This window comes from Haloarcula pellucida (assembly GCF_014647235.1).
GTDB classification, from domain to species: domain Archaea; phylum Halobacteriota; class Halobacteria; order Halobacteriales; family Haloarculaceae; genus Haloarcula; species Haloarcula pellucida.
Genome location: NZ_BMOU01000006.1, coordinates 63156 through 87258, shown reverse-complemented (window position 1 = coordinate 87258; position 24103 = coordinate 63156). Strand labels below are relative to the sequence as shown.

General features: G+C 67.4%; 27 protein-coding genes. 9 read left to right on the top strand and 18 right to left on the bottom strand.

All coding sequences use genetic code 11. From position 1 onward, the window contains the following. Positions 1-2 precede the first annotated feature (2 nt). Positions 3-1094, top strand: a complete 1092-nt coding sequence (locus IEY28_RS17135; protein WP_189000740.1) for a putative sulfate/molybdate transporter — start codon at positions 3-5, stop codon at positions 1092-1094. 6 nt (positions 1095-1100) lie between these two features. Here IEY28_RS17135 and IEY28_RS17130 read toward each other — a convergent pair whose 3' ends face one another. Further along, positions 1101-1283, bottom strand: coding sequence for a hypothetical protein (locus IEY28_RS17130; RefSeq protein ID WP_189000737.1), 183 nt, complete (start codon positions 1281-1283; stop codon positions 1101-1103). A 162-nt stretch (positions 1284-1445) separates the two neighbouring features. On the opposite strand from IEY28_RS17130, the gene IEY28_RS17125 reads away from it, so the two are divergent. Continuing rightward, positions 1446-1844, top strand: a complete 399-nt coding sequence (locus IEY28_RS17125) for a hypothetical protein (RefSeq protein ID WP_166968283.1) — start codon at positions 1446-1448, stop codon at positions 1842-1844. A gap of 14 nt (positions 1845-1858) precedes the next feature. Here IEY28_RS17125 and IEY28_RS17120 read toward each other — a convergent pair whose 3' ends face one another. Genes IEY28_RS17120 through IEY28_RS17105 form a run of 4 tightly spaced genes read right to left on the bottom strand, consistent with a single transcriptional unit; the run spans position 1859 to position 7351 of the window. After that, on the bottom strand, positions 1859-2875 hold the full coding sequence (locus IEY28_RS17120; RefSeq protein ID WP_189000734.1) for a cytochrome b/b6 domain-containing protein: 1017 nt from the start codon (positions 2873-2875) through the stop codon (positions 1859-1861). Beyond that, positions 2872-3252, bottom strand: a complete 381-nt coding sequence (locus IEY28_RS17115; RefSeq protein ID WP_189000731.1) for a hypothetical protein — start codon at positions 3250-3252, stop codon at positions 2872-2874. Before IEY28_RS17115 ends, IEY28_RS17120 begins: the two co-directional genes overlap by 4 nt. Continuing rightward, positions 3249-3911, bottom strand: coding sequence for a 4Fe-4S dicluster domain-containing protein (locus IEY28_RS17110; RefSeq protein WP_189000728.1), 663 nt, complete (start codon positions 3909-3911; stop codon positions 3249-3251). The genes IEY28_RS17115 and IEY28_RS17110 overlap by 4 nt, the downstream gene beginning before the upstream one ends. Positions 3912-3922: 11 nt before the next feature. Beyond that, on the bottom strand, positions 3923-7351 hold the full coding sequence (locus IEY28_RS17105; protein WP_189000725.1) for a molybdopterin-dependent oxidoreductase: 3429 nt from the start codon (positions 7349-7351) through the stop codon (positions 3923-3925). A 243-nt stretch (positions 7352-7594) separates the two neighbouring features. On the opposite strand from IEY28_RS17105, the gene IEY28_RS17100 reads away from it, so the two are divergent. Continuing rightward, positions 7595-9736, top strand: coding sequence for a hydrogenase iron-sulfur subunit (locus tag IEY28_RS17100; protein WP_189000723.1), 2142 nt, complete (start codon positions 7595-7597; stop codon positions 9734-9736). Then, positions 9733-10359, top strand: a complete 627-nt coding sequence (locus IEY28_RS17095; protein WP_189000720.1) for a TorD/DmsD family molecular chaperone — start codon at positions 9733-9735, stop codon at positions 10357-10359. The genes IEY28_RS17100 and IEY28_RS17095 overlap by 4 nt, the downstream gene beginning before the upstream one ends. Here IEY28_RS17095 and IEY28_RS17090 read toward each other — a convergent pair whose 3' ends face one another. The 3 genes from IEY28_RS17090 to IEY28_RS17080 are packed head-to-tail and all read right to left on the bottom strand — an operon-like array spanning position 10360 to position 11009. Further along, positions 10360-10593 carry a hypothetical protein gene (locus tag IEY28_RS17090; protein WP_189000717.1) on the bottom strand — a complete coding sequence of 78 codons (234 nt, stop codon included), beginning with the start codon at positions 10591-10593 and terminating at the stop codon, positions 10360-10362. Continuing rightward, positions 10586-10861: a hypothetical protein gene (locus IEY28_RS17085; protein WP_189000714.1), complete on the bottom strand. Its 276-nt coding sequence runs from the start codon at positions 10859-10861 to the stop codon at positions 10586-10588. Before IEY28_RS17085 ends, IEY28_RS17090 begins: the two co-directional genes overlap by 8 nt. Next, entirely contained in the window at positions 10851-11009 is a 159-nt protein-coding gene (locus IEY28_RS17080) for a hypothetical protein (protein ID WP_189000712.1), read from the bottom strand. Before IEY28_RS17080 ends, IEY28_RS17085 begins: the two co-directional genes overlap by 11 nt. 90 nt (positions 11010-11099) lie before the next feature. Here IEY28_RS17080 and IEY28_RS17075 point away from each other — a divergent pair, with 90 nt between their 5' ends. Continuing rightward, positions 11100-12320, top strand: a complete 1221-nt coding sequence (locus tag IEY28_RS17075; protein ID WP_189000709.1) for a DUF7405 family protein — start codon at positions 11100-11102, stop codon at positions 12318-12320. Here IEY28_RS17075 and IEY28_RS17070 read toward each other — a convergent pair whose 3' ends face one another. The 7 genes from IEY28_RS17070 to yqeC form a co-directional block, all read right to left on the bottom strand. After that, positions 12321-12464: a hypothetical protein gene (locus IEY28_RS17070; protein ID WP_189000708.1), complete on the bottom strand. Its 144-nt coding sequence runs from the start codon at positions 12462-12464 to the stop codon at positions 12321-12323. It lies immediately after the preceding gene. A 46-nt stretch (positions 12465-12510) separates the two neighbouring features. Beyond that, positions 12511-12858, bottom strand: coding sequence for a hypothetical protein (locus IEY28_RS17065; protein ID WP_189001374.1), 348 nt, complete (start codon positions 12856-12858; stop codon positions 12511-12513). After that, positions 12855-13001, bottom strand: a complete 147-nt coding sequence (locus tag IEY28_RS17060) for a hypothetical protein (RefSeq protein ID WP_189000706.1) — start codon at positions 12999-13001, stop codon at positions 12855-12857. Before IEY28_RS17060 ends, IEY28_RS17065 begins: the two co-directional genes overlap by 4 nt. Further along, positions 12998-13267, bottom strand: coding sequence for a hypothetical protein (locus IEY28_RS17055; RefSeq protein WP_166968269.1), 270 nt, complete (start codon positions 13265-13267; stop codon positions 12998-13000). Before IEY28_RS17055 ends, IEY28_RS17060 begins: the two co-directional genes overlap by 4 nt. 51 nt (positions 13268-13318) lie before the next feature. Next, positions 13319-14089, bottom strand: coding sequence for a DUF7124 domain-containing protein (locus IEY28_RS17050; protein ID WP_189000704.1), 771 nt, complete (start codon positions 14087-14089; stop codon positions 13319-13321). Next, positions 14086-15858 (bottom strand): aldehyde ferredoxin oxidoreductase family protein, encoded by a 1773-nt coding sequence (locus IEY28_RS17045; RefSeq protein WP_189000702.1) that lies wholly within the window; start codon positions 15856-15858, stop codon positions 14086-14088. The genes IEY28_RS17050 and IEY28_RS17045 overlap by 4 nt, the downstream gene beginning before the upstream one ends. Positions 15859-15972: 114 nt before the next feature. Next, the gene (gene yqeC / locus IEY28_RS17040) at positions 15973-16692 is read right to left on the bottom strand and encodes a selenium cofactor biosynthesis protein YqeC (protein ID WP_189000699.1); all 720 of its coding nucleotides are present in this window, start codon (positions 16690-16692) and stop codon (positions 15973-15975) included. A 109-nt stretch (positions 16693-16801) separates the two neighbouring features. Here yqeC and moaA point away from each other — a divergent pair, with 109 nt between their 5' ends. Next, positions 16802-17866, top strand: a complete 1065-nt coding sequence (gene moaA, locus IEY28_RS17035) for a GTP 3',8-cyclase MoaA (protein ID WP_189000697.1) — start codon at positions 16802-16804, stop codon at positions 17864-17866. A gap of 1 nt (position 17867) precedes the next feature. On the opposite strand, the gene IEY28_RS17030 is transcribed toward moaA, so the two are convergent. Further along, complete coding sequence (locus IEY28_RS17030; protein WP_189000694.1) at positions 17868-19709, bottom strand: molybdopterin biosynthesis protein; 1842 nt, start codon at positions 19707-19709, stop codon at positions 17868-17870. Continuing rightward, on the bottom strand, positions 19706-20923 hold the full coding sequence (locus IEY28_RS17025) for a molybdopterin molybdotransferase MoeA (protein WP_189000691.1): 1218 nt from the start codon (positions 20921-20923) through the stop codon (positions 19706-19708). The genes IEY28_RS17030 and IEY28_RS17025 overlap by 4 nt, the downstream gene beginning before the upstream one ends. Positions 20924-21199: 276 nt before the next feature. Here IEY28_RS17025 and IEY28_RS17020 point away from each other — a divergent pair, with 276 nt between their 5' ends. Beyond that, positions 21200-21364 carry a hypothetical protein gene (locus IEY28_RS17020; RefSeq protein ID WP_189000689.1) on the top strand — a complete coding sequence of 55 codons (165 nt, stop codon included), beginning with the start codon at positions 21200-21202 and terminating at the stop codon, positions 21362-21364. Positions 21365-21510: 146 nt separating this feature from the next. Here IEY28_RS17020 and IEY28_RS17015 read toward each other — a convergent pair whose 3' ends face one another. Then, the gene (locus IEY28_RS17015; RefSeq protein WP_166968262.1) at positions 21511-21777 is read right to left on the bottom strand and encodes a helix-turn-helix domain-containing protein; all 267 of its coding nucleotides are present in this window, start codon (positions 21775-21777) and stop codon (positions 21511-21513) included. A 158-nt stretch (positions 21778-21935) separates the two neighbouring features. Between IEY28_RS17015 and IEY28_RS17010 the strand changes: the two genes are divergently transcribed. After that, positions 21936-22232, top strand: coding sequence for an EMC6-like membrane protein (locus tag IEY28_RS17010; protein WP_166968261.1), 297 nt, complete (start codon positions 21936-21938; stop codon positions 22230-22232). Positions 22233-22234: 2 nt separating this feature from the next. Continuing rightward, positions 22235-24073 (top strand): ribosome biogenesis/translation initiation ATPase RLI, encoded by a 1839-nt coding sequence (locus tag IEY28_RS17005; RefSeq protein WP_189000686.1) that lies wholly within the window; start codon positions 22235-22237, stop codon positions 24071-24073. Positions 24074-24103: the final 30 nt, after the last annotated feature.

The following is a 24103-nucleotide window of genomic DNA, read 5'->3' as shown; positions in this document are numbered from 1 at the left end:
CGATGGCCTTCTCTATCGACTACCGCGAGGACACTCGGTTCGACGTGGCGTGGCACGAGGTCACCGGCGCCGTCGGCGACTCCGCGACGGTCCTGCCGGTGGTCGTCGCCGTCGCGATGCTGACCGACCTCTCGCTGCCGGTGATGTTGCTGTGGTTCGGTGCCATGCAGGTGGTCTGGGGGCTGTACTACGGGATGCCCGTCTCCGTCGAACCGATGAAGGCACTCGCGGCGCTCGTCGTCGCCGGGGCCGTCTCGACCGGGGAACTGGTCGTCGCCGGCCTGTTGCTCGGCGTCGTCCTGCTCGGCCTCGGGTGGACCCGGACCCTCGAAACCGTCGAGCGATACGTGGGGACTGTCGTCGTCCGGGGCGTCCAGTTCGGCGTCGCGCTCGTCCTGTTCGAGACGGGCCTCGGACTGGCGGGCGGGGACCTGCGACTGGCGGCACTCGCGGTCGGGGTCGCCGTCGCGTTGACCGTCGGCGGCTACCGCTCGGTGAGCGCCCTCGCCGTGTTTGCCGTCGGCGGGGTCGTCGCCCTCCTGTCGAGTGGGATGCCCACACCGGCGCTCCCGTTGCCCGACGCGATGCTCACGCTCCCGGCGGCGGACCTGACGGTCAGAAGCGTCGAGGCCACGCTGGCGCAACTGGCGATGACCGTCGGGAACGCGGCGCTGGCGACGTCGGTGTTGCTCGGGGACTACTTCGACGGCGACGTCTCGGCCGACCAGCTATCGACGAGCATGGGCGCGATGAACCTGCTTGCGGTACCGCTGGGCGGGTTTCCGATGTGTCACGGGAGCGGCGGCGTCGCCGGAAAGTACGCTTTCGGCGCGCGGACGCCGGGTGCGAACGTCGTCCTCGGCGTCGGCTACGCGCTCGTCGCGGTGCTCACGGTGGGACTGGTCGCCGCGTACCCGACTAGCGTCCTCGGCGTCATTCTGGCGCTCGTCGCGGTGCAACTCGGTCGGACGGGCCTCGGCGAGGCGGATTCGACGCTCCCAGTCGTCGCTATCGGCGTCCTCGGCGTCCTGACCAACCTCGGCGTCGCCTTCGTCGTCGGTATCGTCGGCTACCACGCGCTCGGCGAGCGGTGACGCCCGCTACGCGAGGAACTCCACGCCCAGTGCGAGCAAGAACACCAGTGCGACGAGCATCGCCGACACTTGGAGCCACCGCGACCCGGTCTCTTCCGTGTCCGATACCACCTTCGCGAGCGCCCCCAGCCCGACGACGGCGACGCCGACGGCGAGGACGAGGTATATCGCGTCGAGTATTCCCGCCATGTGTTGACAGTACACGTAGCATCGGTAACAAATTTTCCCCCGCCCGACAGCTCCGGCCGGCCGTCAGCACCCACGGACCGACTTCAGCGGGTCGGTGGCTGGTGCGAAGTGTGCTATCAGCCTGCACAACAGTCATACCGCAGTACACCGTACGGTCTCGACATGCGGCTGGAACTGCGGGTCTGTAAGCACTGTTTCGAGGGAGACCACGGCAACGAGCAGAAGACGGCCGTCACACAGGACATGGTCGCCTGCGCCCGGCAGGTCCGGGAGTACAAGGACCTCGTCGGCCTCGACGGCGTCTACGTCACGATGGTCGAGGAGGGCGACCCCGGCGGCGCCGAGGCCCTGAACGTCATCGTCGCCAGCATCGAGGGCGACCAAGTGGCGCTGTCCGATACACAACTCGTGATGGAAGACGGCGACGGGAACATGCTCGTCTACCCCGAACCGAAGGACATCCTGCAGGTGCTGACACGGAACCTAGACCAGATACAGGAACAGACACGGCAGGACGTCGGCGTCGACCTCTCGCCGGAAGGGAAAGCTATCGTCTCCTGAAGAGACGCGCGGCCTCAGTCGTCCGATGGGTCCTCGCGTCCGCCGTCGGTGGCGGCGGGTCCTTCGCGTTCTTCCTCCATCTGGCGCTCCCAGCGGATGCGCAGGACGTTGCCGTACATCGAGAGGACGAGCCCGACGCCGAGCACGAGGATGCCGACGTTGATACCGATGGTCAGCAGGACGCTCGTCGGCCCGCCGCCGATGGCGAGTTCACGGGGCACCGGATAGCCCTCGTCGAAGATGCTCCCGACGAGCACCGAGACGATACCGATGACGGTCAGCGCACCGAATATCGAGGACATCGTCCGCCACGAGGGCGAGAGCGACAGGCGCTCGATACCGGTCGTCTCCGGTTCCTCGTCCTCGTCGGCGTGGTACTCGGGCACCATACTCCGGGGGATGAACGCCTTCGTCTCGACGGGGTAGAACGCGGGATGGAACCCGTGTTCGAAGACGTGGAACATGACCCCCATCAGCATGATGACCCCGAGCAGACCGTGGAACGTGACGAACGCCATCGCGGCGGCCTTCGTCTGGAACATCGCCGCCAGCCCCGTCTTGCTCCAGATGAGCAGGCCGGAGATGGCAAGCAGCGTCAGTTCGATAGAGAAGATGAACACGACGCCCTTCCCGATGTAGGACAGGAGCGGCACCTCGTCGGCCTTGTAGCCGGCGAACTGCCGGGCGTTGGGGTGACGTTCGTCGGCCCGGCCCAGCATGAACTGGACGTCCTGTACGAACGCGTCGACGTCGTCCTTGTTCGGGAGTATCTGGCTGAAGTTCCCCCGCCCGGTCGGCGAGATTATCTGCAGGACGACCCAGAACACGATGAGCGCGATGAGGGCGATACCGGTGAGACGGTGGATAGCCGTGACGCCGCTGGCGCCGCCCATCGCCGCGAGCAGCCACCACAGTTCGTCGTTGAACATGATGGCGTAGCCGGTGAAAAACAGCAGGAACACGTCTAGCCCGAGTAGCGAGTGGAACAGCGTCGTCACCCGCGTGAACTTCCCGTGGTCGAGATTGCTCATCCTTGCTCACCCCCGTCGGCGGCGACGGCCTCGCCGCGCTCCTCGCCCGGCTGGCGCATCCGGTCGGCCAGCCGACGGAACGCCGCCCAGTGGAGGAACACCATCACGAGGATGAACGCCCCCATCAGCACGTCGGCGGCGTGGACGAGCGCGATGAGGAAGTCGAGCGCCGGGATGGTGTTGCCGAACACCCAGTCCGATCCGATGCCGCCGCCCTCGACGCTCGGGTTGACCCGGTACAGCGACTCGTAGAAGACGTCGAACCCCTGTGCCCACCAGACCGACAGCCCCGCGACGAGGAGGCCGACGACGGCACTGATGGCCACGTGTGACCGGGCGTAGCCAGACACCTCCGGCGTCTCCTGTCGCCCGCTCATTGGAACTCACCCGACTCTTCGCCGAAGATGATGTTCATCGCCTGGTCGTTGAAGAACACCCCGCTGTCACGGTGTTCCAGTTCGTCGGCGATCTCGCTCGGCGTCCCGACGAGGATGGCGTCGGTCGAACACTCCTCGGCGCAGGCCGGCCCCTTGCCGACGTCCTGCCGTTCCTCGCACATGGTACACTTGTCCATCGTGTTGCCGCCGCCGACGAGGTTCGCGGCACCGGTCCCCTGGTCGGGGAACTGCGGGGCGCCGAACGGGCACGCCGAGAGGCAGTACTGACAGCCGATACAGAGATCGTCCCGGACGCGGACGAAGCCGTTGTCCTTCTTGATGAGGGAGTCGGTCGGACAGACCGAGACACACGGCGCGTTCTCGCAGTGGTAACACTGCATCGGGATGGCCGTCTCGCCGGGGTTCTCGCCCTGCTCCATCGCCCGGCCGCTACTGGCGTTGAACCCGGGGGCGCCCTCCTGTCCTTCGAGCATCGTGGCGATGCTGATACGTTGCTCGTCGCGGGGGACATCCCACGTCCGCTTACACGTGACGACACAGCCGCCACAGTCGATACACGCTTCGACGTCCGGGAAGATACGGGCGTCCTCGCCCGTACTCATGACGCCGTCGCGCATCACTTCGTTTCCTGTTGACATGTCATATCACCTCATTGCACCGTCGAGTTGTCGCGGACGTCGAAGTCTTTCTGCGTGCCGATGTCGTTGCGGTCCTGCGGGAACTGTAGGTCGACGTCCATGTTGAGGTCGTTCAGCAGGCTCTGTGTGGCCGGTCTGACGGCGACCATCGCCACTTTCGTCTCCTGCATCTGGGTCTCGACGTCGTAGCCACGCGACGTGATGGCGTTTGCCGAGTCCCCGATAGCGTAGGGGACGGTTCCGTCGGGGTACTTGTCCTCCAGACTGTTGCCCTTGAAGACGCCGGCCCAGTGGAACGGGAGGAACACCTCCCGGTCGTTGGGCCGGTTCGTGACCCGGGCCTTGACGAGCACCGAGCCACGGTCCGTCGAGGAGATGACGACGAGGTCGCCGCCGTCGACGCCGAGTTCCTCGGCCATGTTCGGCGTTATCTCGGCGTACATGTGGGGCTGGAGGTCGGCCGTGTGGATGTTCGACCGCGTCTCCGAGCCACCACCCTGATGTTCGACCTGCCGGCCGGTGGTCATGATGGTGTCTAAGTCCGGCCCGTCGCTCTGGTTGTGGATGATGTCCATCGCGCGCTGCTGTTCCTCGGCGTTGTTCTGGTCTAAGCGGTAGAAGTTCCGCTGCTGGCCGTTCGCGGGCCACTCCTCGACCAGTTCGGGGAACGGGCTCTCGATGGGTTCGCGGTGGACCGGCACCTTGTCGAGGAAGTTCCAGACGACGCCGCGCGCGCGGCCACGACCGGTCGGCGCGTCGACCTGCCGGAAGTCGTACTGCTCGTAGAAGGACGCGTCGATGTCCTGGGTCTCCTGAACGTACTGGGTGAACTCCTCGCTGGTCGTCCCGGTCCACTCGAACTCGGGGTTGTCGATTTCGAGGGCCGGTTCGTTCTGGCCGCTTCCGTATCCCAGCGGGTCGTTCAGATGCAACGCGGCGGTGTACACCGACCCGTTCTTCGACAGCGCGTGTTGCTGTGGAATGGTGAGTTGGTCGGCCCGGGTCTGTTTGCCGGGATCCAGCAGGCTCTCGGGGAAGGTCGTCTTCCATCCGGGGTACTCCGGCACGCCGTGGAGCATGCCGTCCTCGGCGGAGTCACGCGGGCCCGCCCACTCGGGATCGTACGGCGCACGGGTCAGGTCGAGCGCCGCTTCCTGACTCTCGTAGCGGTCCCCGACCGCGTCCAGCGTCGCCTCGAACGGATACGGGTCCTCCGTGGGCATCGCGTCCCACTCCTCGGGCGTCGGCGCCTGCACGCCCCATCTGGTCCGGAAGTCCTGTCCCCCGTTGTTGGGGTTCAGGTCGTCGTTCCAGATGATGGGCGTGCCCGGATGGCCCTCGCCCCAGCAGGGCCACGGGAGCATCCAGTACTCGCCCTCGACGGGCGTCCCTTTCGCGCCACGCAGGGTCTCACTGGAGAACGCGTAGTCGTACTCCAGATGCTGCTGGAGGCGTTCGGGGTCCTGCCGGTAGCCGATAGTCATCGTGCCGAGGTTGAACTCCCGGACGACGGCCTCGTAACTCGCCTTTCCGTTGTGGATCTCCTCGCCCTCGCCCCAGTCGAAGTGCTCGCCGAAGCCCAGCGCGGCGGCCAGTTCCTGCATTATCTGCAGGTCCGGCTTGGAGTTGTGGGCCGGCGGGCGCACCGGTTGTGACCACTGGGTCGCCCGGTGCGTGTTGGTCAGCGAGCGGTAGTGTTCGTACTGACTGGAGGCCGGCAACAGGAGGATTGGCGGGCCCTCCTCGAAACTCGGGAGGACGCTCGCCACCGAGGGGAACACGTCGCAGACGACCAGCAAGTCGAGGTTCTCCATCCCCTCTTTCATCTGCTCCATCTCGCTGATGGAGTTCGCGGAGTGACCCCAGAAGAACGCTATCTTCACCTGGTCTGGCTGGTAGATAGGCGTCTCCTGATACCGAATGTCCTGCGGCAGTGCGGCCTCGAACCACCGGGCGACCGTCAGCCCGTTCTGGAACATCATCGAGTTGTCCGCCGGGAACGAGGCGTCGATGTCCTCGTTGCCCTCCGCGACGGCGCTCTGCCGGACGTAGAGGTCCTCCGGCATCAACTCGAACTTGTCGTACAGCTCGCGGAACGAGGTGGACCCGCTCGTGTAGGGGCTCTTGTCCCACACGTCGGCCCACCACGACCAGCCACCGGGGCTCAGGCCGTAGTACCCCGGCAGGATGTGGCTCGCGACGGCGAGGTCGGTCGCTCCCTGCACGTTGGCGTGGCCACGCATCACCTGCAGACCGCCGCCGCTCCGGGCCGCCGACCCGGAGGCCAGACTCAGTTCGGCGTACGAGCGGATGTTCTGGGTCCCGTTGTTGTGCTGGGTCCCGCCCATCGCCCACTCTATCTGGACGTGCGGGCGGGCCTCGTGTATCATGTCACTGATGCGCTGGATGTCCTCGACGTCGACCCACGTGATTTCCGAGACCGTCTCTAAGTCGTACTGGTCGAGTTCTGCCGCGACGTCTTCCCAGCCCTGTACCCGGTCTGTGAGCATGTTCTGCCCGGTGTCGTCGGCGTCCGGGTCCATCGCGAGGCCGTGGCGGTCACGGAGGTCCTTGATGACCCCCATCATCAACGCCACGTCCGTGCCCGGGCGGAACCGGACGAACTCGTCGGCGTGGGCCGCGGTCTTGGTGAACCGCGGGTCGAGGACGAGAATCTTCCCGCCCCGCTTCTGGCCTTCGAGGATGTGTTGCATCGCGATGGGGTGGGCTTCGGCCGGGTTCTGCCCGACGATGATGTCGAGGTCGTAGTTCCGGTAGTCGTTGACCGTGTTGGTCATCGCCCCGTAGCCCCACGTGTTCGCGAGGCCGGCCACCGTCGTCGAGTGGCAGATACGCGCCTGATGGTCGACGTTGTTCGTGCCCATGAACGCCGCCAGTTTCCTGATGGCGTAGGACTCCTCGTTGGAGTGGTGGGCGCTGCCGAGCAACATCACGCTCTCTCTGCTGTGTTCTTCGTCTACGTCTACGGCGTCGCTCGGCGAGACGTCCGAATCCGGCCAGAGCGCCCGAATGTCGGTGGCGAGGCGGTCGTAGGCCTCGTTCCACCCGATCTTGCGCCACTCGCCGTTCTCCTGAATCATCGGGTGTTTCAGGCGCTTCTCTGAGTGTTCGGTCTCGTAGATGCCGGCGCCCTTCGAACAGAGCGACCCGGCGTTTACCGGGTGTTCCTTCCACGGTTCCATGCCGACGAACGAGTCGCCCTCACGTTCGCCGTGGAACCCGCACCCGACCGAACAGTAGTTGCAGATGGTCTTCGAAAGCTCCGTGCCCGTATCCGCACCCTCCGGCTCGTCACCTGTACTCTGAAGCGCCTGTCCGGCGCCACTGACCCCGAGTGCGACCGCACCTGCGAGTGCGCTCGCCTTCATGAACGACCGTCTGTCGAGGTCTAACGAAACTGGTTCTTGCTGTGTACTCATGGTATGTTCTCCCCCGCTTTTCTTTCACCGCGGTACGACGCCATCGGGACTATATACATTGTCAACTCCTACCTTGTCAATAGTTACCAGCAATCTATAATAAAACATCGTGAACATTTCATGTCGCTCTGGCGGCATTTTTTGGCAAACCTAAACCAGAAGACGGTAACCCGGCCCTTACAGGCAGTTAGGCGGTGAAATCACCCGCAAACGATATCACTTTGCCATGTTTTTTCATGTATAATGAACACAGGTGCCTTCGTGTGTTCGTGTGGGGGCTCGTGCGACATCGACCTGGAGACGGTCCGCGAGGGCGTCTCAGGGGTCGACGTAGTCGCGAGTTCCGAGTTGCTCTGTCAGGACGGGCGCGACGCGATGTCGAAAGTCATCGACGGCTACGACCTGGACCAACTCATCGTGACGACGCCCGAACCGTCGTGCCAGGACCGAATCCGGTCGCTGGCCGACGACCACGGACTCCACCCGGACGCGACACAGTTCGTCGACCACAGAGAGACCAACGCGTGGGTCCACGGCGAGGCCGAAGCGACGGAGAAGACGGCCCGACTCATCAACGCCAAGCAGGCGGGCCTCCAGCACGAGGCCATCACCCGGAGCGTCTCGAAAGACGCGGGCAACCGCGTGGCCGTCGTCGGTGACGCCGACGCCGCGACATCGCTCACCGAGGCGGCCGACGTGACACTCATCGCCGACGGGCGCGAGTTCGCCGAGGTCGAAGGACTCGGCGACGTGACCGTCGAACGCGGCCGCGTCGTCGGCGTCGACGGCTCGTTCGGCGAGTTCGAACTCACGCTCGAAGCCCGAGTCACCGACGACTGCATCGACTGCATGGCGTGCGTCCACGAGGGCCCCGACGGGATGGTCACCGAGTACCCCGTCGACATCCACCCCGACGCCCCGGAGGGCGAGTGGCCCGACTGCTGTCCGACCGACGCCATCGACCTCGACGGGGTGACACGCACTGTCGAGTTCGACCAGATACTCTATCCCGGCGGCCGCGACGACGCGCGGGGCGGGCGACTCGGCTACTACACCGGCCCAGTGGACGCAGGGACTATCGCCGCCGTCGAGTCCCAACTCGGCGGCATCGAGAAACCGCAGTTCCTCGATTTGGAGATGGACGTCTGTGCGGCCGGCGCGTCGAGTCAGGAGGGGTGTACGGCCTGTGTCGACGCCTGCCCGCACGGCGCGGTAGACCGGCCCACCATCGACTCGGTCGAGTTCGACCAGACGGCCTGTCAGGACTGCGGGGCCTGTACGAGTGCCTGTCCCACCGGCGCGACGATGCTCCGAGAGCCCTCCAACGAGCGCATCGCGCGCGAGGTGGAGGCGCTACTGGAGGGCGACGAGGCCGACGGCGGCCTGCTCTCCCGGGGCACGGCACCGGCCATCGACACGCAGGTCGTCGCGTTCGTCTGTTCGGAGTACGCGGCCGAACGCCTCCGCGCGCACGGACGCCGTGCCGCCCGCAGCGACGACGACCTCGACTACCCGCCCATCCTCCCGGTCCGAGTCAACTGCACCGACACCGTCGGCGAGGCCCACGTCATGCACGCGCTGGCGGCGGGGGCCGACGGCGTCGCCATCGTCGGATGTGGTGGCTCGTGTCTCCACTCCGGGCCGGACCCGAAACGGGACCTCGTGGACCGACTCAACCGAGCGACACAGGACCTCGGCCTCGGTGAGCGGGTCGGCTTCTTCGCCCCCGAAGCCGGTACCCCCGAATCGTTCGTCGAGGCCATCTCCGGGTTCGTCGAGTTCGGATTAGACGAGACGCCGGTGCCCGCCGGCGACTACGAGGCGACCGGGCGCATCGACGCCGACTGGGGGACAGAGCGGGCCAACCCATCCTTCGACAGTCACGGCTGGACCCTCGAAAGTGTGCGGACCATCCTCGACCACGTCGACCCCGACCGGGAGGTGATTCGCGGTCTGAAAGACTTCGGCCTGATGGAGGTGAACGACGCGTGTACGCTCACGCCGACGTGTACGAACCTCTGTCCGACCGACGCCATCCGGCGGACCGGCGAGGGCGAGTTACAGTTCAACCACGAGCGGTGTGTCAACTGCGGCCTCTGTGAGGAGGGGTGTCCGGAGACGGCCATCACGATGGAGACGGGGCTGAACCTCGGTCTCCTCCCGGAGAACCGCGACGGCGAGTCGTGGCAGACCGTCCACGAGGACGAGATGATGGAGTGTGTCCGCTGTGGCAAAGCGTTCACGAGCGTCGCCTCCGCGGAGAAGATAGCGGAGGAAGTCGGCGAGGTGGTCGCGGGACTGGCACCCGAGTCCGAACACAGCGTCTTCGAGTACTGTGGCGACTGTCGGAGCCACCTGCTGTTCGATCAGGGGGGTCGACGATGAACGACGCGGCCGTCTACGAGGCGCGCCTCGAACTGATAGACTTCGTCATCGAAGTGTTCTGGGACACGCCCAGCGAGGCGTTCGTCGAGAAATTGCTCGGCGACGAAGTGGCGTTGCCCGAGGAGTCGATCAACGACCCGATGGACGAGGGATTCGAGATGCTACAGACGTGGTTGGACGAACAGGCGGGGCGGGACCCGTCGGTCGTCCAGACGGAACTGGAGCGAGAGTACACCGACCTCCTCGTGGGACCGCGCCCGCCGGTGTTGCCCCACGAGACCCACTACCGGGACGACACCGAGTTCATCGGCGAAGGGCTGGCGGAGGTCGAAGCCAGTTACGGCGCCGCCGGGTGGTCCTCGCCGGAGGAGTACCCCGAGGAGGACGACTTCATCGCCGTCGAGATGGCGTTCCTCCGCTACCTCGTCGACGCACAACGGGCGGGCCGGGAGGAGACGGTCGGCTTCGAGCGGGTGTTCCTGAACGAACACCTGAACGCGTGGACAGACGACTTCGTCGCGGAGATGCGCGGGGAGGCCGACGACGGCCTGTTCCTCGCGGCGGCGCTGGTCTGTCAGGGGCTGGTCGAGTTCGAGAACGACATCGTCGGCCAGATAGGGTAGCTACCGAGCCCCGGCGACGAGGCCGACGCCGGAGACGAAAGCGACCGCAAGCAGGGCCTTCACCGTCGGGACGAGCAAGGCGAGCGTCTGTTCCATGAGAAAAAGCGAGCGCCAGGTCCCGACCGCCTCGGCGTAGATAGCAATAGCGCCCGCGCCGGCGACGAGGATACAGAGCAGGGTCACCGAAGCGGCCGCGGTCAGGCCGAGCAGGTTGCCCTGCAAGCGCTCACGCATCGGGAATCACCCGCCGACCGACGACGAGGACGACGAACAGTGGTATCAGTACGACCAGCAACCGGCTGACGAACAGGCCGACGAAACTGATGGTCGACTCGAGGTGGATGGCCCAGTGCCACGTGCCCTTTATCTCGGCGAGGAGGCCGACAGTCCCGACGACGAGCAACGACAGCGCCAACAGGGCCGCCAGCACGTACACGGTGATACGGACGTAGCCGAGGAGCGTGGCGGCGTCGAACCGCTCCCCGGACTGCTCAGTCGCCACGGTCCACCTCCGAACGGTAGTGTTGTCTATATATATCGTAGGTGATGACGGCGACGACGACGACCCCTATCGCGAGGAACACGGCACCGGTATCCGGGGATAGCGGGAGGTCTATCCCCGTCCGAGAGTGTATGGGTGTGAGCCCCATACACACCAAGTACGGCACGAGCGGCAAAACGGTTGCGAACGTATTGGGTCGGTAAGGTTTTTCTTCGGCAGGCCCCTTCCTCGGGGTGACATGCCATCCCGTCGGGACCTGCTCTATCGCCTCGCGACGATCACCGGCGCGGCCGGCCTCAGCGGCTGCTCGAACTTCCTCGCCCGCCGTGCGGCGTCCCCGACCGCCGACCTCCCGCCGAATCCGCGGGCCGGGTCCCTCCCACAGAGCCAGCACACGTGGAACGACCGCCTCAGGACCGACAGCGAGGACAACCCGCTGTTGCCCGAACACTTCCGACTGTTCCTGTTGGACCTCGACGCCGACCCGACGGAGGAGGCCGCCCGCACCGTCGAACTGGCGATGCGGACCCTCGAAGAGGCCTACGAGTTCCGAAGCGACGGGCTCCTCCACATGCTCGGGTGGGGGACGGCGTACTTCGAGCGCCTCGGGCGACTCGGCGACTCGCCGATTCGCCACCCGACGGTCGTCTCCCGGACCGACGACCCCGAACTCCTCTCGTACGACGCCATCCTCGTCCTCGCGAGCGACGTCCCCTCGCAACTGGCGGCCACAGAGGCGGCGGCGTTCGGCACGCGCTCCACCCTCGGCGGCGTCACGGTCGCGGAGCGACTGGGTGACGTGTTCACCGTCGGCGAACGGCGGACGGGCTTTTTCGGCGAGGGGCTCCCGGCCCAGCACGCCAACGCGGAGGGCGTCCCGAACGACATCCCCAGCGACGTCCCGAACTTCACGGGCTTCTTCTCCGGGCGTGCTGGCACGCAGGCCTCCGAAGAGCGCGTCACCATCTCGGACGGTCGCTACGCCGGCGGGACCACGATGCACCTCTCGCACCTGCGGGAGTCGCTGGATAGCTGGTGGGCGATGGCGGAAGCCGACCGCGTCACGCAGATGTTCTCTAGCGAGTTCTCGCCCGAGGACGTAGCCGGGCACGGACCGCTCGACTTCGCCGACGCTGTCACCGAACACGCGAGCGAGACGGGGCGGGTCGGCCACTGGGAGAAGGTGGCACGGGCGCGCAAGGACGGCGAACCGCTCCTGTTACGTCGAGACTTCAACAGCGTCGACGGCGGCCACGCCGCGGTGCAGTTCCTCTCGCTCCAGCGGAAACTGGCCCACTTCGAGGAGACACGCGACGCTATGAACGGGTGGTGGTTACAGGACGAACACCCCGACATCCAGGACGAACAGCACAACGGCATCCTGGAGTTCATCGAGGTGCTGTCGCGGGCGAACTTCTACGTCCCGCCGCGTGACCGGCGGGCGTTCCCCGACGCCTGATTACTCCTCGTCGGTCAGCGATATCTCGCCGTCGACTTCGCCCTCGTTGACGTCGATGGGCCAGACGCCGTGGTCCCAGACTTCGTACCCCTTGAACGTGTCTGTGGCTCCTTTCGGGCGCCAGTCATTGTCTTCGTGAGCCATGGTATATCACACCATTGTGCGTCCAGTGAGTTAACGTTTCCCCGCGTCACTCGGTCGGCGGTGCGTTCGGCGGGCGTTCCTCGGACGCCGCCTCTTCGAGGAAGGCGTTGGCGTAGAGGTCGACGTGCATCTTCAGCACGTCGCTCTCGTCGACGTCCCGCCCGTCGGCTTGCCGTTCGAGGAACGCGGCCAGTTCGTCGGTCGGGTCGTACGTCACGGCCCGGCCCTCGAGGTCGAACTCGACCTCGTGTGACTGTGAGACGAGATGTTCTATCTCCAGTAACGACTGCTCGACTTTCGTCTCGAGCGCCTCGTCGATGTCCTGCATCATCTTCTCGCCCCAGCGTTCGGCGGCCTCGTAGAGGCGGTCGCTGACCTCGAAGGTGTACATCAGAACGACACCCCCTCGTCCGCGGTGAACTCGGGCGTCCAGCGCGTCGTCTCCTCACACACCGGACAGTGCTCGCGACGGGGCTGTTCGTCGAGCGTCGAGAGATCGATGAGTTGGCCACACTCCTCGCAACTGTAGTACGTCATCGCTCGGACGGCGGCCACGCTTCCGGCCCCGGACTCGTCTCGGACACCTCGGAGTACAGCACCACCAGCACGCCCAGAAGGACGGCCAGTACGACGACGCCGGCGATGCCGCCGACGGCGGTCTGTCCCACGAAGTCGCCCGTGTTGATCGCGGCCCAATCGAACGTCCCCATCACGTTCAGCAGCGACAACAGGAGCCACACGAAGGCCCCCATGACGACGAACGTGAGTATCTTCGACTGTTGCAGTGCAGTTCTGAGGGTCATGTGTCGGCCTCTAGGTATTACCATGCGGTGCGTTACCAAAAAGGTCACCCGTCACTCGGGGTCCTCGGTGAGGCCCCAGTCGGCCTTCTGGGCCGCCGTCGAAAGCGGCACGAACTCCCAGTCTGCTTGCTCGGCTATCGATGCTTCCTCGGGGAGGCCGACGACGACCATCCGCTCGGCGAAGAACATGGAGTGTTCGTCGATGTCCGCGAGTCGCTCGCCGGGCGACTGGCCCGACCCGCTGAAGAAGTCCACGTCGACGCCGTGGTCGCGCTGGAACTTGCTGATGACGAACGTCTCGACGTCGCCGACGATGCCGAGCCAGTCGGTCCACGTCTTCGCGTCCCGGATGGCCAGTTGCGGGTCCGCGAGTCGCTGGGCCGCCGCGTAGGTCAGCGCCATCGTCATGTCGTCGATACCGCCGCCGTGCGGACCGCTCGCGGCCTGTTCGTCGGCTGCGTCCGGGTGTTCGGGGGCGTCCGCCGGCGTGCCGGCGTCGGCGGCGGCCCCGCCGCCCGCGCCGCCGCTCTCGACCGGGATACCCGCCGGCTTGTCCTTGTTCTCCCGCGGGACGTGCGGGACGGGGCCGGCGCTCGCGTCCGCGGCGTCTGGGTCGTCCGGCCCGTCGACGTCCGTCGCTCCGGCCCCGTCCACCGCGCTCTCGCCGGCGTCCGGCGTCACGGTCGAGGGCGTCTCGACCGCTCCGGCGTCGGGTTCCTCGCTCGGGTCGCCCTCGCCGCGCCAGAACCAGTCGCCGCGGTTCGGGCCGTCCTCGTCGTCCGATTCCACGTCCAGTTCGTCGAGGTCGATTTCGTCTGTCATGGCTCTGAGAGCGGTGCCTCGGCGAGTGGCGTCTCGTCGTCGACGGCCTCGTCCAGTCCGAGGCGGGCGACCGTCGCACGGGCGGGCCGGCCGTCGGCCCCCCAGCCCCGACGGCGGTAGTAGGCGTCGAGCATCGCCTCGAAGCGGTCCTGCTCGACGGCCGCCCCGGCGTTCGGTCCCGATTCGAGCGGGTCGCGCAGGACGGCGGGCAGTTCGTCGTCGGCCCGGGAGACGCCCTCGCGGACGTTGAACAGGCGCGTGAGGTTCCACACCCGTTCGCCGACGGTCCGCAGGTCGCCGTCGACGTCGAGACCGACGGCCTCGACCCACTCGGCGCCCAAATCGTCGAACACGTCGCCGACGAAGTCGTCCACGACGAGACACCACAGCACGGAGCGCTGGTCCTGTTCGCGGACGACGGCGGCGGCCGCTCGCTCGGGCGACCAGTCCTCGTCGAACGCCTCGCGCTCGACGGTCCGGGCGCGCCGGTGGCAGGCCCCCCGGTCGCTCGTCGCGTAGGCCAGCGCCATGCTCTGTGCGCCCCGCGGGTCGTAGGCCGGCAATTCCATCGCCTTGACCGTCGGGACGAGGCCGGCCCCGCCGTAACGCTCGGCGGCCGCGTCGACCCCGCCCGCGAGTGCGTCCCCGAGGTCGGTCTCACGGGCGGCGATCTCTCGGAGGAGCGTGCGGGCGCCGTCGGGGTCGCCGAAGGCGAGGTCCCGGTCGACGTGGCCGGCGTCGGCGGCCTTGATGGCCCACGCGACGGCGCTCCCGGCGCTGATGAGGTCCATCCCGAGGCGGTCGCAGGTCTGGCCCAGCGCCGCGACGGCGTCGAACTCGTCGATGCCGAGCGCGGCCCCCAGACTCATCGCCGACGCGCCGCGGGGGACGTGGTCGCCCTCGTCGGTCTCGACCCGAAACCCGCCGGGGTTCTCGTCGTCGTCGTACTCCCGGCCCGCCGCCAGCGCCTCGACGGCGCTGATGCCCACCGCGTCGGCCCCCTCGAACTGGCCGTCGGTCCAGCCACGTGTCGAGAGCGCCCCGACCTCGTTGGCGAAGTCGACGCTCTCGACGGTGCCGCTGGATTCGAGCCAGCGGCCCGTCGCCGTCTCGCGGTACGCCTCCGCGTAGGACTCCCGCAGGGCGTCCAGTCCTTCGGGCGGGTCGCCGCGCGCGACGACGGCTTTCAACCGCTTCGACCCCATCACCGCGCCGGCACCGCCCCGGCCCGCGTGGTGGTCGCCGGCGTCCGAGGCGATGGAGGCGAAGGCGACCCGCTGTTCGCCCGCCGGGCCGATGCAGGCCACCGCCGCGTCCGGGAACGCCGCCGCCGTCTCGACGGTGTCGTCGCCCCACGTCCGGGCGGGTTCGACCGTCGCGGAGCCGCCCTCGACGACGATTCGGACCGGGGCGTTGGCCCGCCCGGTGACCAGCAGACCGACGTTCTCGCCCAGCGCCCCGACGAGGGCGTCGGGGAACTCGCCGCCGGCGTAGGAGTCGAGGAACCCGCCGGTCAGCGGCGACTTCGTGACCGCCGCGTAGCGGGACTCGCCGGGCAGGTACCCCGAGAGCGGGCCGAGCATGAACAACAGGGCGTTTCCCGGCCCGAGCGGGTCCGTCCCGGCGGTCAGTTCGTCGTAGAGGTATCTAGCCCCCAGTCCCTTCCCCCCGACGTACTTCCGCCGCCACTCGTCGGGCACCCGGACGCTCTCGGCGGCCCCGGCCGAGAGGTCGACCCGAAGGAGACGCCCGGGCGTGTCGAGTGTCATGATATATCATACGGCTGGCGGGCGACAAAAGCGTTGTTCCGGTGCCCGCCGGTGGTTCCGGCCCATCGGGCACCGTCGGTCACCGGAGGCGGCGACGACGCCGGTAACCCCCGCCTAGACGACCTCGACCAGCGGGTCGGGTGCGCGCATCTCCGCGAGAACCACCCGCGGCACGTCCGTCCGGTCGTGGATCGCCCGTGCGATCGCGCGCGCGGTAGCCGTCAGTTCGTCGTCGTCGACCATGTTCACGAGCGGAATCACCGTCGCGCCGTCGGGCACGCCCTTCCGGCCGCCCCGGTCGCTCGCGAGCACCGTCGCCACGTCCGCCGCGCGGATGGTGTCGCCCGGGTCGAGGCCCGTCAGGTCGGCAACCCGGTCGACCCGGTGGACGCGCTCGTCGGTGAGTGGCTGCCCGACCACGTGCGCGCTGGCGATGGGAACGACGGTGTCGGCACTCGACGGAACCTGTGGTTCGCGGTCGCTCGGGGCCTTGAACCGGCGCATCCGCGCGCCGTCGGCTTTCACGAGGACCGGGACGCCGCAGTCGGAAAGCACAGCCACCGTCTCGCGGTCGTAGCCCAGATACCGGTCCTCGCGTTCCCGTTCCGGGACGACGCCCAGCGGCCAGTCGTCGGTCGCCGCGACGGCCGCGGCGGGGTCGTCGGTCACCGCGACGCGGGCGACCCAGTCGTCGAAGATGGGGATGCGGACTGTGGCCGTGACGACGGCGCGGTCCAGTCGGGCGGCGAGCGTCGCCATCGTCGTCTTCTTCCCGCCCGCGCCGACGAAACAAGTCGTTCCCTCGTGGGCACCGAGCGCGCCGACGATGTCCATGCCCTAGCAGGCGAGGTCGTGGCTGAAAACGCTTCCCCCGTCGCCGTCGCTAGGTTCGGCCTACAAAACGACCCTTTAAATCCGCGGAGTGTGAACACTCGACAAGCAAATGCTCGAAGACGAGTTCGGTCGCGAGGTCTCGGGGGTCCGCGTCTCGCTGACCGACCGGTGTAACTTCGACTGCGTCTACTGTCACAACGAGGGACTCGGCGACACCCGCGGTCCGATGGACCCGCAGGACGACGAACTGTCGACGGACCACGTCGTGCAGTTCCTCGAAGTCGCCAGGGAGTTCGACGTCGAGGCCGTGAAGCTCACCGGCGGAGAGCCGATGCTCCGGGACGACCTAGAGGAGATAGTCCGGCGCGCGCCAGACGAGATGGAGGTATCGATGACGACCAACGGCACCTTCCTCCCGGGTCGTGCCGAGGGGCTCGTCGAAGCGGGCCTCGAACGGGTCAACGTCTCACAGGACGCGCTGGACAGGGACGCGTTCGCCGAACTGACCCAGAGCGGAGCCTACGAGCGGGTCTTAGAGGGGGTCGAGGCGGCGCTGGACGCCGGTCTCGCCCCGGTAAAACTCAACATGGTCGTGTTCGAACCGACCGCGGGATACGTCCCGGGGATGGTCGACCACGTCGCCGAGAACGACGGCCTCCAACTGCAACTCATCGAGTACATGCCGGAACTGGCGGGCCACCCCGAGTGGGCCATCGACATCCAACGCGTCCACGACTGGCTCGAAGACCGGGCCGACCACGTCGAGACGCGCGAAATGCACGACCGCCGGCGCTACTTCGTCAGCAGCGAGGCAGACGAGGACGCGACGGTCGAAGAGACCGGCGCCGCACGCGCGGCCACCGACGGCAGCGGCCTCGGGATGGTCGAAATCGTCGACCCCGTCGGCAACGCCGAGTTCTGTGCGAACTGCCACCGGGTCCGGCTCACCCACGACGGCTACCTCAAGGGCTGTCTGAACCGGAACGACGACCTCGTCGCCATCGGCGAGACCAGAGAATCGATGCGCGAGGCCTTCCGCAAGACCGTCGCCGAGCGGGTCCCCTACTACGGCGAGTACATGATAGAGGGCGAGGACGGCGACTGGGAGTTCAACGAGGCCTACATGGACAGCGAGGGGGACCGCGCACCCTACGAGTACGCCGACGAGGACTGAGCTACAGGCCCTCGATGGCGCGCCCGAGCGCGAGGACGCCCTCTTTCTCCGTCCGGTCGGCGTTGGCGAGGACCCGGACCTGCTGGGTCCCCAGTGAGACGTACTCCAGCCCGAGTTTCTCCGCGGTCGACCGGAGTCCCAGCCCCGCGTCCGCCTGCCCGGCGGCGACCTTCCGGGCGGGGCTCTCGTGGGCCTTCGTCGTCAGTTCGTAGCCGTCGATAGCCTCGGCGACCGTCGCGCGGTCCGTGTCGCGCTCCTCGGCGAGGGCGGCCAGCGCGTCGTCGAAACTCCGCCGCAGACCCGACGCCGTATCGCGGTTGACGAACCGCCACTCGCCGTCGACGAGGGTCGCGAGCGAGTCCACGTCGGCGTCGGGGGCGACGACGAGGCCCCAGTCGCGCTCCCAGTCGCCGACGTTGACGGCTGCCTTCGGCGGTTCGGCCGGGCCGGCCGCGACAGCGATGTCCGGCGTGCCGTCCCCGAGACGGCGCAGTCCCTCCGTCGTCCCGACCGGGAGGTAGCGCGGGCGGTCCACGTCGTCCAGTAGTCGGGCGAGGGTGGGGTCGTCTTCGCCGACGCCGAGCAGGGTCGGCGGGCGCACGTCCGGGGAGAAGAGGTCCACTTCGACCGTCTCGCCCTCGCCGAGGTAGTCGGTGTCCGCGGGGACGGTGACGGTGCCGTCGGCGTCCACGAGGCTGGTGGTCGCGCCGCTCCCCTTGTCGACCGGGTAGACGAGCAGGTTCCCGTCGCCGTCCGCGACGAGGCCGACGGGCATGAGGCGGTGGCGACCCTCGCTGTACCGTTCGGTGACGGCCATCTCGCCCGTGACCGTCGCCGTCGCGGGTGCCTCGCGCCCGGCCGCCTCGCGAATCACCGGCGCGACGAACACCCGGAAGATGGTCAGCGCCGAGATGGGATATCCCGGAAGACCGACGTAGGCCGACTCGCCGACGGTGCCGACGAGCATCGGCTTGCCGGGCTTGACCGCCACGCCGTGTAAGAGGAGTTCGCCGCGGTCCTCGATGACGCGGTAGATGACGTCGACGGCACTGGCGCTCGTCGACCCGGAGGAGAGGACGAGGTCACACTCGTCGGCGGCCTCGTGGAGCAACCGCTCCATCTCCTCGTAGTCGTCGCCGGCGTGGGGGTACAGCACCGGGTCGCCGCCGGCCTCCTCGACGGCCGCGGCGAGCGTGTAGCTGTTGACGTCGTATATCTCGCCGGCCGCGCTGTCCAGCGACTCGCCCGGCCGGACCAGTTCGTCGCCCGTCGAGACGATGCCGACGGTGGGCGTCCCGCGGACCGGTACCTCGTCGACGCCCAGCGCCGACAGCAGGCCGATCTCTCGGGGCGTGATTCTGGTGCCGGGGCCGAGCGCCCGCGCGCCGGCGGCGATGTCCGCGCCCGCCAACATCACGTTGTCGCCGGGCGCGACGGCGGTCCGAATCTCGACGCCGTCCTCGACTTCGGTGGTGCGTTCGACCATCACCACGGCGTCGGCGCCCTCGGGCATCACCGCGCCGGTAGAGATCTCGACGACGGTCCCCTCCTCGACGGTCACCTCGGGTTCCTCACCGGCGTGGACCGCGCCGACGAGAGGCATCGTCACCGGGTCGGCCTCGTCCGCGCCGAAGGTGTCGGCCGCCCGGACCGCGTAGCCGTCCATGCTCGCGCGGTCGAACCCCGGCACGTCCAGTTCGGCGTCGACGCGCTCCGCGAGGACGCGGTCGCGGGCCTCGGCGAGCGGCACGCGCTCCGGGTCGGGCGTGAGGTCGAGACCCGCCAGCGTCTCGTGGGCCTCCTCGGGCGGCGCGAGGTCGCGGAACTCCCGTCGGTCGCTCATCGCGAGGCCTCCCAGTTCTCGACGGGGACCGTCTCACCGGCGTCGTACCCCTCCCGGCGCTCGGGGACGACGACCCAGCCGTCTGCGAGGGCGACGCTGGAGAGGACGCCGGAGCCACTGGCACGTGTCGGCGTCGCCGTGACGCCCTCGTCGTCCTCGCCCAACTGGACGCGCACGTACGTCCGGGTGCCCGGGCCGCTGACCACCTTGCGCGTCAACCGCGCGTCGGTCGTCGGCGGGCCCCTCGTCGGGAGGTGGCCCGCGCGTTCGAGCGTCGGCCGGAGGAACTGGACGGCGTTGACGATGCACGCGACGGGATACCCCGGGAGCATGAGGACCGGCGTGTCCGCGACGCGGCCCAGCGCGACCGGGTGACCGGGCTTCAGCGCGACGCCGTGGACCAGCACCTCGCCCAACTCGTCGACCACCTCGGGGATGAGGTCGCGTTCGCCCACCGAGGACCCGCCGGTGGTCACCACCACGTCGTGGTCGAGGTCGCCCTCGACGGCCGCTCTGAGGGCGTCTTCGTCGTCAGAGACCACGTCGCGATAGGTGGCCTCGCCGCCCCAGCGCTCGACGTACTGGGTGACCGTCTGGCCGTTCGTCTCGACGACTTCGCCGGGGTCGGGGTCGTCCTGTACGAGTTCTTCGCCGGTCGGAATCACGCTGACCCGCGGTCGCTCGTACACCTCGACGGCGTCCAGTCCGACGGACTTCAGCAGGCCGAGGTCCGAGGGCCTGAGACGGTGGCCGGCCTCGTACAGCGTCTGGTCCGCCTCGACGTCCTCGCCGACGGGCGCGACGTTCTCGCCGCCCGCAACGGCGTCGAAGACGGTCAGCGACTCGCCCTGCCGGTCGGTGTCCTCGACCATCACGACGGCGTCGGCACCGGCCGGCAGTTCGCTCCCGGTGTGGACCCGACTGGCGGTGCCCGGCCCCACGTCCTCGGCGACGCGCAACTGCTCGGGCGAGCGGTCGCTGGCGCCGAACGTGTCCGCGGCCCGGACCGCGTAGCCGTCCATCGCCGCCCGCTGGTAGTGCGGGACTGGGCGTGCGGCCCCCACGTCTGTCGCGATGACACGTTCGTCGGCGTCCCTGAGCGGGACGCGCTCGGTCCTGTCGTGCGGTGTCACGGCGTCCAGTAGCGTCTCCCGGGCCGACTCGACTCGTGTGCGCTGTTTGAATCCCTCCGTCCGCCGGGCCTCGTCGCTCATGTCCGTCGCTATGCCGCTGGCGACCAAAAACCTCCGCGTGGATACGGGGTCGGTACCCGTCCCGTATCTGACTGTCGAGCGGTCGCGCCGGGCGTGGTGCGTCGACGGCCGGTGTAGAAGACGATATGCAAATACCACATACAGCTAATTATTCCCTCATTTTCAAGGTTATTGGCCCACCCCAAATGCCAGATAGAAGAAGGTGTGGTAGAATATAAGGATATTACGGGACGTATGCCCATAGAGCTTTAGTAGACGTTCGTGCTTCGTGTTGACATGGAACTGAGCAACGGACAGACAGCGACGACCCGTCACGAGACGACTGACGACGCGCAGTTCGGCATCGAGGACAGATACTGCCGGTACTGTCGGGAGATAGCGCTGGCGTTCGACCCGGCCGCGGGTCGGCCCCGCTGTCGGACCTGCGGTGAACTCGCGTGAAGCCACGATGAGCATCCGACAGCGGCTACAATCACGATTTCGGCGGCGGGCGACCTACGAGTGTGGGCTGTGTGGCCTCACCTTCGACGACGAGCGTCAGAACTGCCCGGCCTGTGGATACGGGGTGAGAGAAGCCAGTCGGTGAGTCAGTCCGAGACCGCGGCGTCGGCCTGTTCGGCCGGTTGGTCGGTTATTTCGTAGAGATTCTGTCGGGCGTCGGCGAAGTAGACGTCCTCTTCGATGACACCGACTTCGTCGAGCCGTTCGAGAGCGTAGCGGACCGTACGCGCGGAGAGCATCGACTCCTCCACGATGCCCTTCTGGGTGAGCGGCCCGTCGTATTCCAGCACCTTGTAGACGAGCTTCGCGCTCGGTGGAAGGTCTGCGATGGCCTCCCCATCGGATTCCGTCATTACCTGCACCGAGTGGCGCCGGATGCATAAAGATTGAGGAGTCCGTTCGCCAGACCGGCGCTCACGGCGGAACTGTCGACTCGGTCGGCGTGGCTCCATCGGGACCGAGCGGTACTGGAACCGCGCCCCTTTTGGTGAAGCGTAGTCCAGTACTGGGTATGGCTACGGATACGGCGGACGGCATGAGTTCCCACATGCGGGGACTCACCGTCACAACCATCACGGCCGTTGCGGGCATCGCGGCGGCGTTCGTCTCGAACGCTGTCGCGGCAAGCGCGACGGACGTCACCGGCGTCCTCGTCGTGGCGGCCGCCGTCCTCGCACAGTTCCCGGTACTCCGGGTGATCGGTATCGGACCGGACGACCTCTCGACGAAGGACGTCCTCTACGTCGCGTTCATGACCTTCGCGCTCTGGTTCGTCTCGTGGGGTATTCTGCTGACCGCCGGAGTGTAACGATGGCGGAGGACAGCATCGCGGTCGTCGACTTAGATAGGTGTCAGCCCGACCGCTGTAACTACGAGTGTATGAACTACTGCCCGCCCAACCGGAGCGGGAAAGAGTGCATCGTCAAGCGTGGCGAGGCCTACGAGGAAGACGAGGAGTTCGAGGGGAAACCCGACCAGGTCCGCATCTCCGAGGAGATCTGTCTCGGTGAGTCCTGCGGTATCTGCGTCAACAAGTGCCCGTTCGACGCCATCGAGATCATCAACCTCCCGCAGGAACTGACCGACGACCCGGTCCACCGCTACGGCGAGAACGCCTTCGCCCTGTACGGCCTGCCCACGCCACAGGAGGGGCAGGTCACCGGGATTCTCGGCCCGAACGGCATCGGGAAGACCACCGCCGTTCGCATCCTCGCCGACGAGATGGCACCCAACCTCGGGCAGTACGGCCAAGAGCCCGGCTGGGACGAGATTCTCGACGAGTACCGCGGGACGGCCCTGCAGGACTACCTCGAAGACATGCGCGACGGCGACGTCGACGTGGCTCGCAAGCCACAGTACGTCGACCGCATCCCCGACCAGTTCGACGGGAAGGCCCGCGAACTGCTCGAACAGACCGACGAGCGCGGCGAACTGGACTACCTCGTCGAGCGCACAGGCATCGGCCCCGTCGTCGACAACCACATCGGCGACCTCTCGGGCGGTGAACTCCAGCGAGTGGCGCTGGTGGCGACGCTCGCCCGCGATGCGGACTTCTACTTCCTCGACGAGATTACGCCGTATCTGGACATCGGCCAGCGGATGACCGCCGCGCGCCTCATCCGGGAACTCGCCGAGGAGGGCGACCGCTCGATGCTCGTCGTCGAACACGACCTCGCCATCCTCGACCTGCTGGCAGACAACATCAACGTCGCCTACGGGTCGCCCGGCGCGTTCGGTATCATCACCTCGCCGAAATCCACGAAGAACGGCATCAACGAGTACCTCTCCGGGTATCTGGAGAACGAGAACATGCGCATCCGGCAGACCGAAATCGAGTTCGAGGAACACGCTCCGCGGACCGCCTCGACCGGCGACGTGGTCATCGAGTACCCGGACCTCCAGAAGAGCTACGGCGAGGGCGAGTTCTCGCTGTCGGTCGACGCCGGCACCATCCGCGAGAGCGAAGTACTGGGCGTCGTCGGCCCGAACGGCATCGGGAAGTCGACGTTCGCGAAGATGCTCGCCGGGCGCCTCGAACCAAGCACGGGGTCGGTCGACACGAGCCTCGACATCGCCTACAAACCCCAGTACATCGAGATCGACCAGCCGATGCGCGTCGACGCGTTCCTCGCCTCGATCACGGACGACTTCGGCACCTCCTACTGGAACACCGAAATCGCCCAGCCCCTCCAACTGGACGCGGTGATGGAGCAGCAGTTGACTGATCTCTCGGGCGGTGAGCGCCAGCGCGTCGCCATCGCGGCGTGTCTCTCGAAGGACGCCGACCTCTACCTGCTGGACGAACCGTCGGCCCACCTCGACGTCGAACAGCGGGTGCTGGCCACCTCCGCGATTCGGCGCTACGCCGAGAACCACGACGCGACGGCGATGGTCATCGACCACGACATCTACATGATCGACCTGCTCGCGGACCGCTTGCTCGTCTTCGAGGGCGAACCCGCGAAGAACGGGCGCGCCGCACCGCCACAGGGGATGCGCGAGGGGATGAACGAGTTCCTCTCGAACCTCGACATCACGTTCCGCCGCGACGAGCGGACCTCCCGGCCGCGCATCAACAAGCCCGGGTCCCAACTCGACCGCAAGCAGAAGAACGCGGGCGAGTACTACTACTCGCCCGACGACACCTGAACGGCTACTTATTTTAGAGCCGGCCCCGAC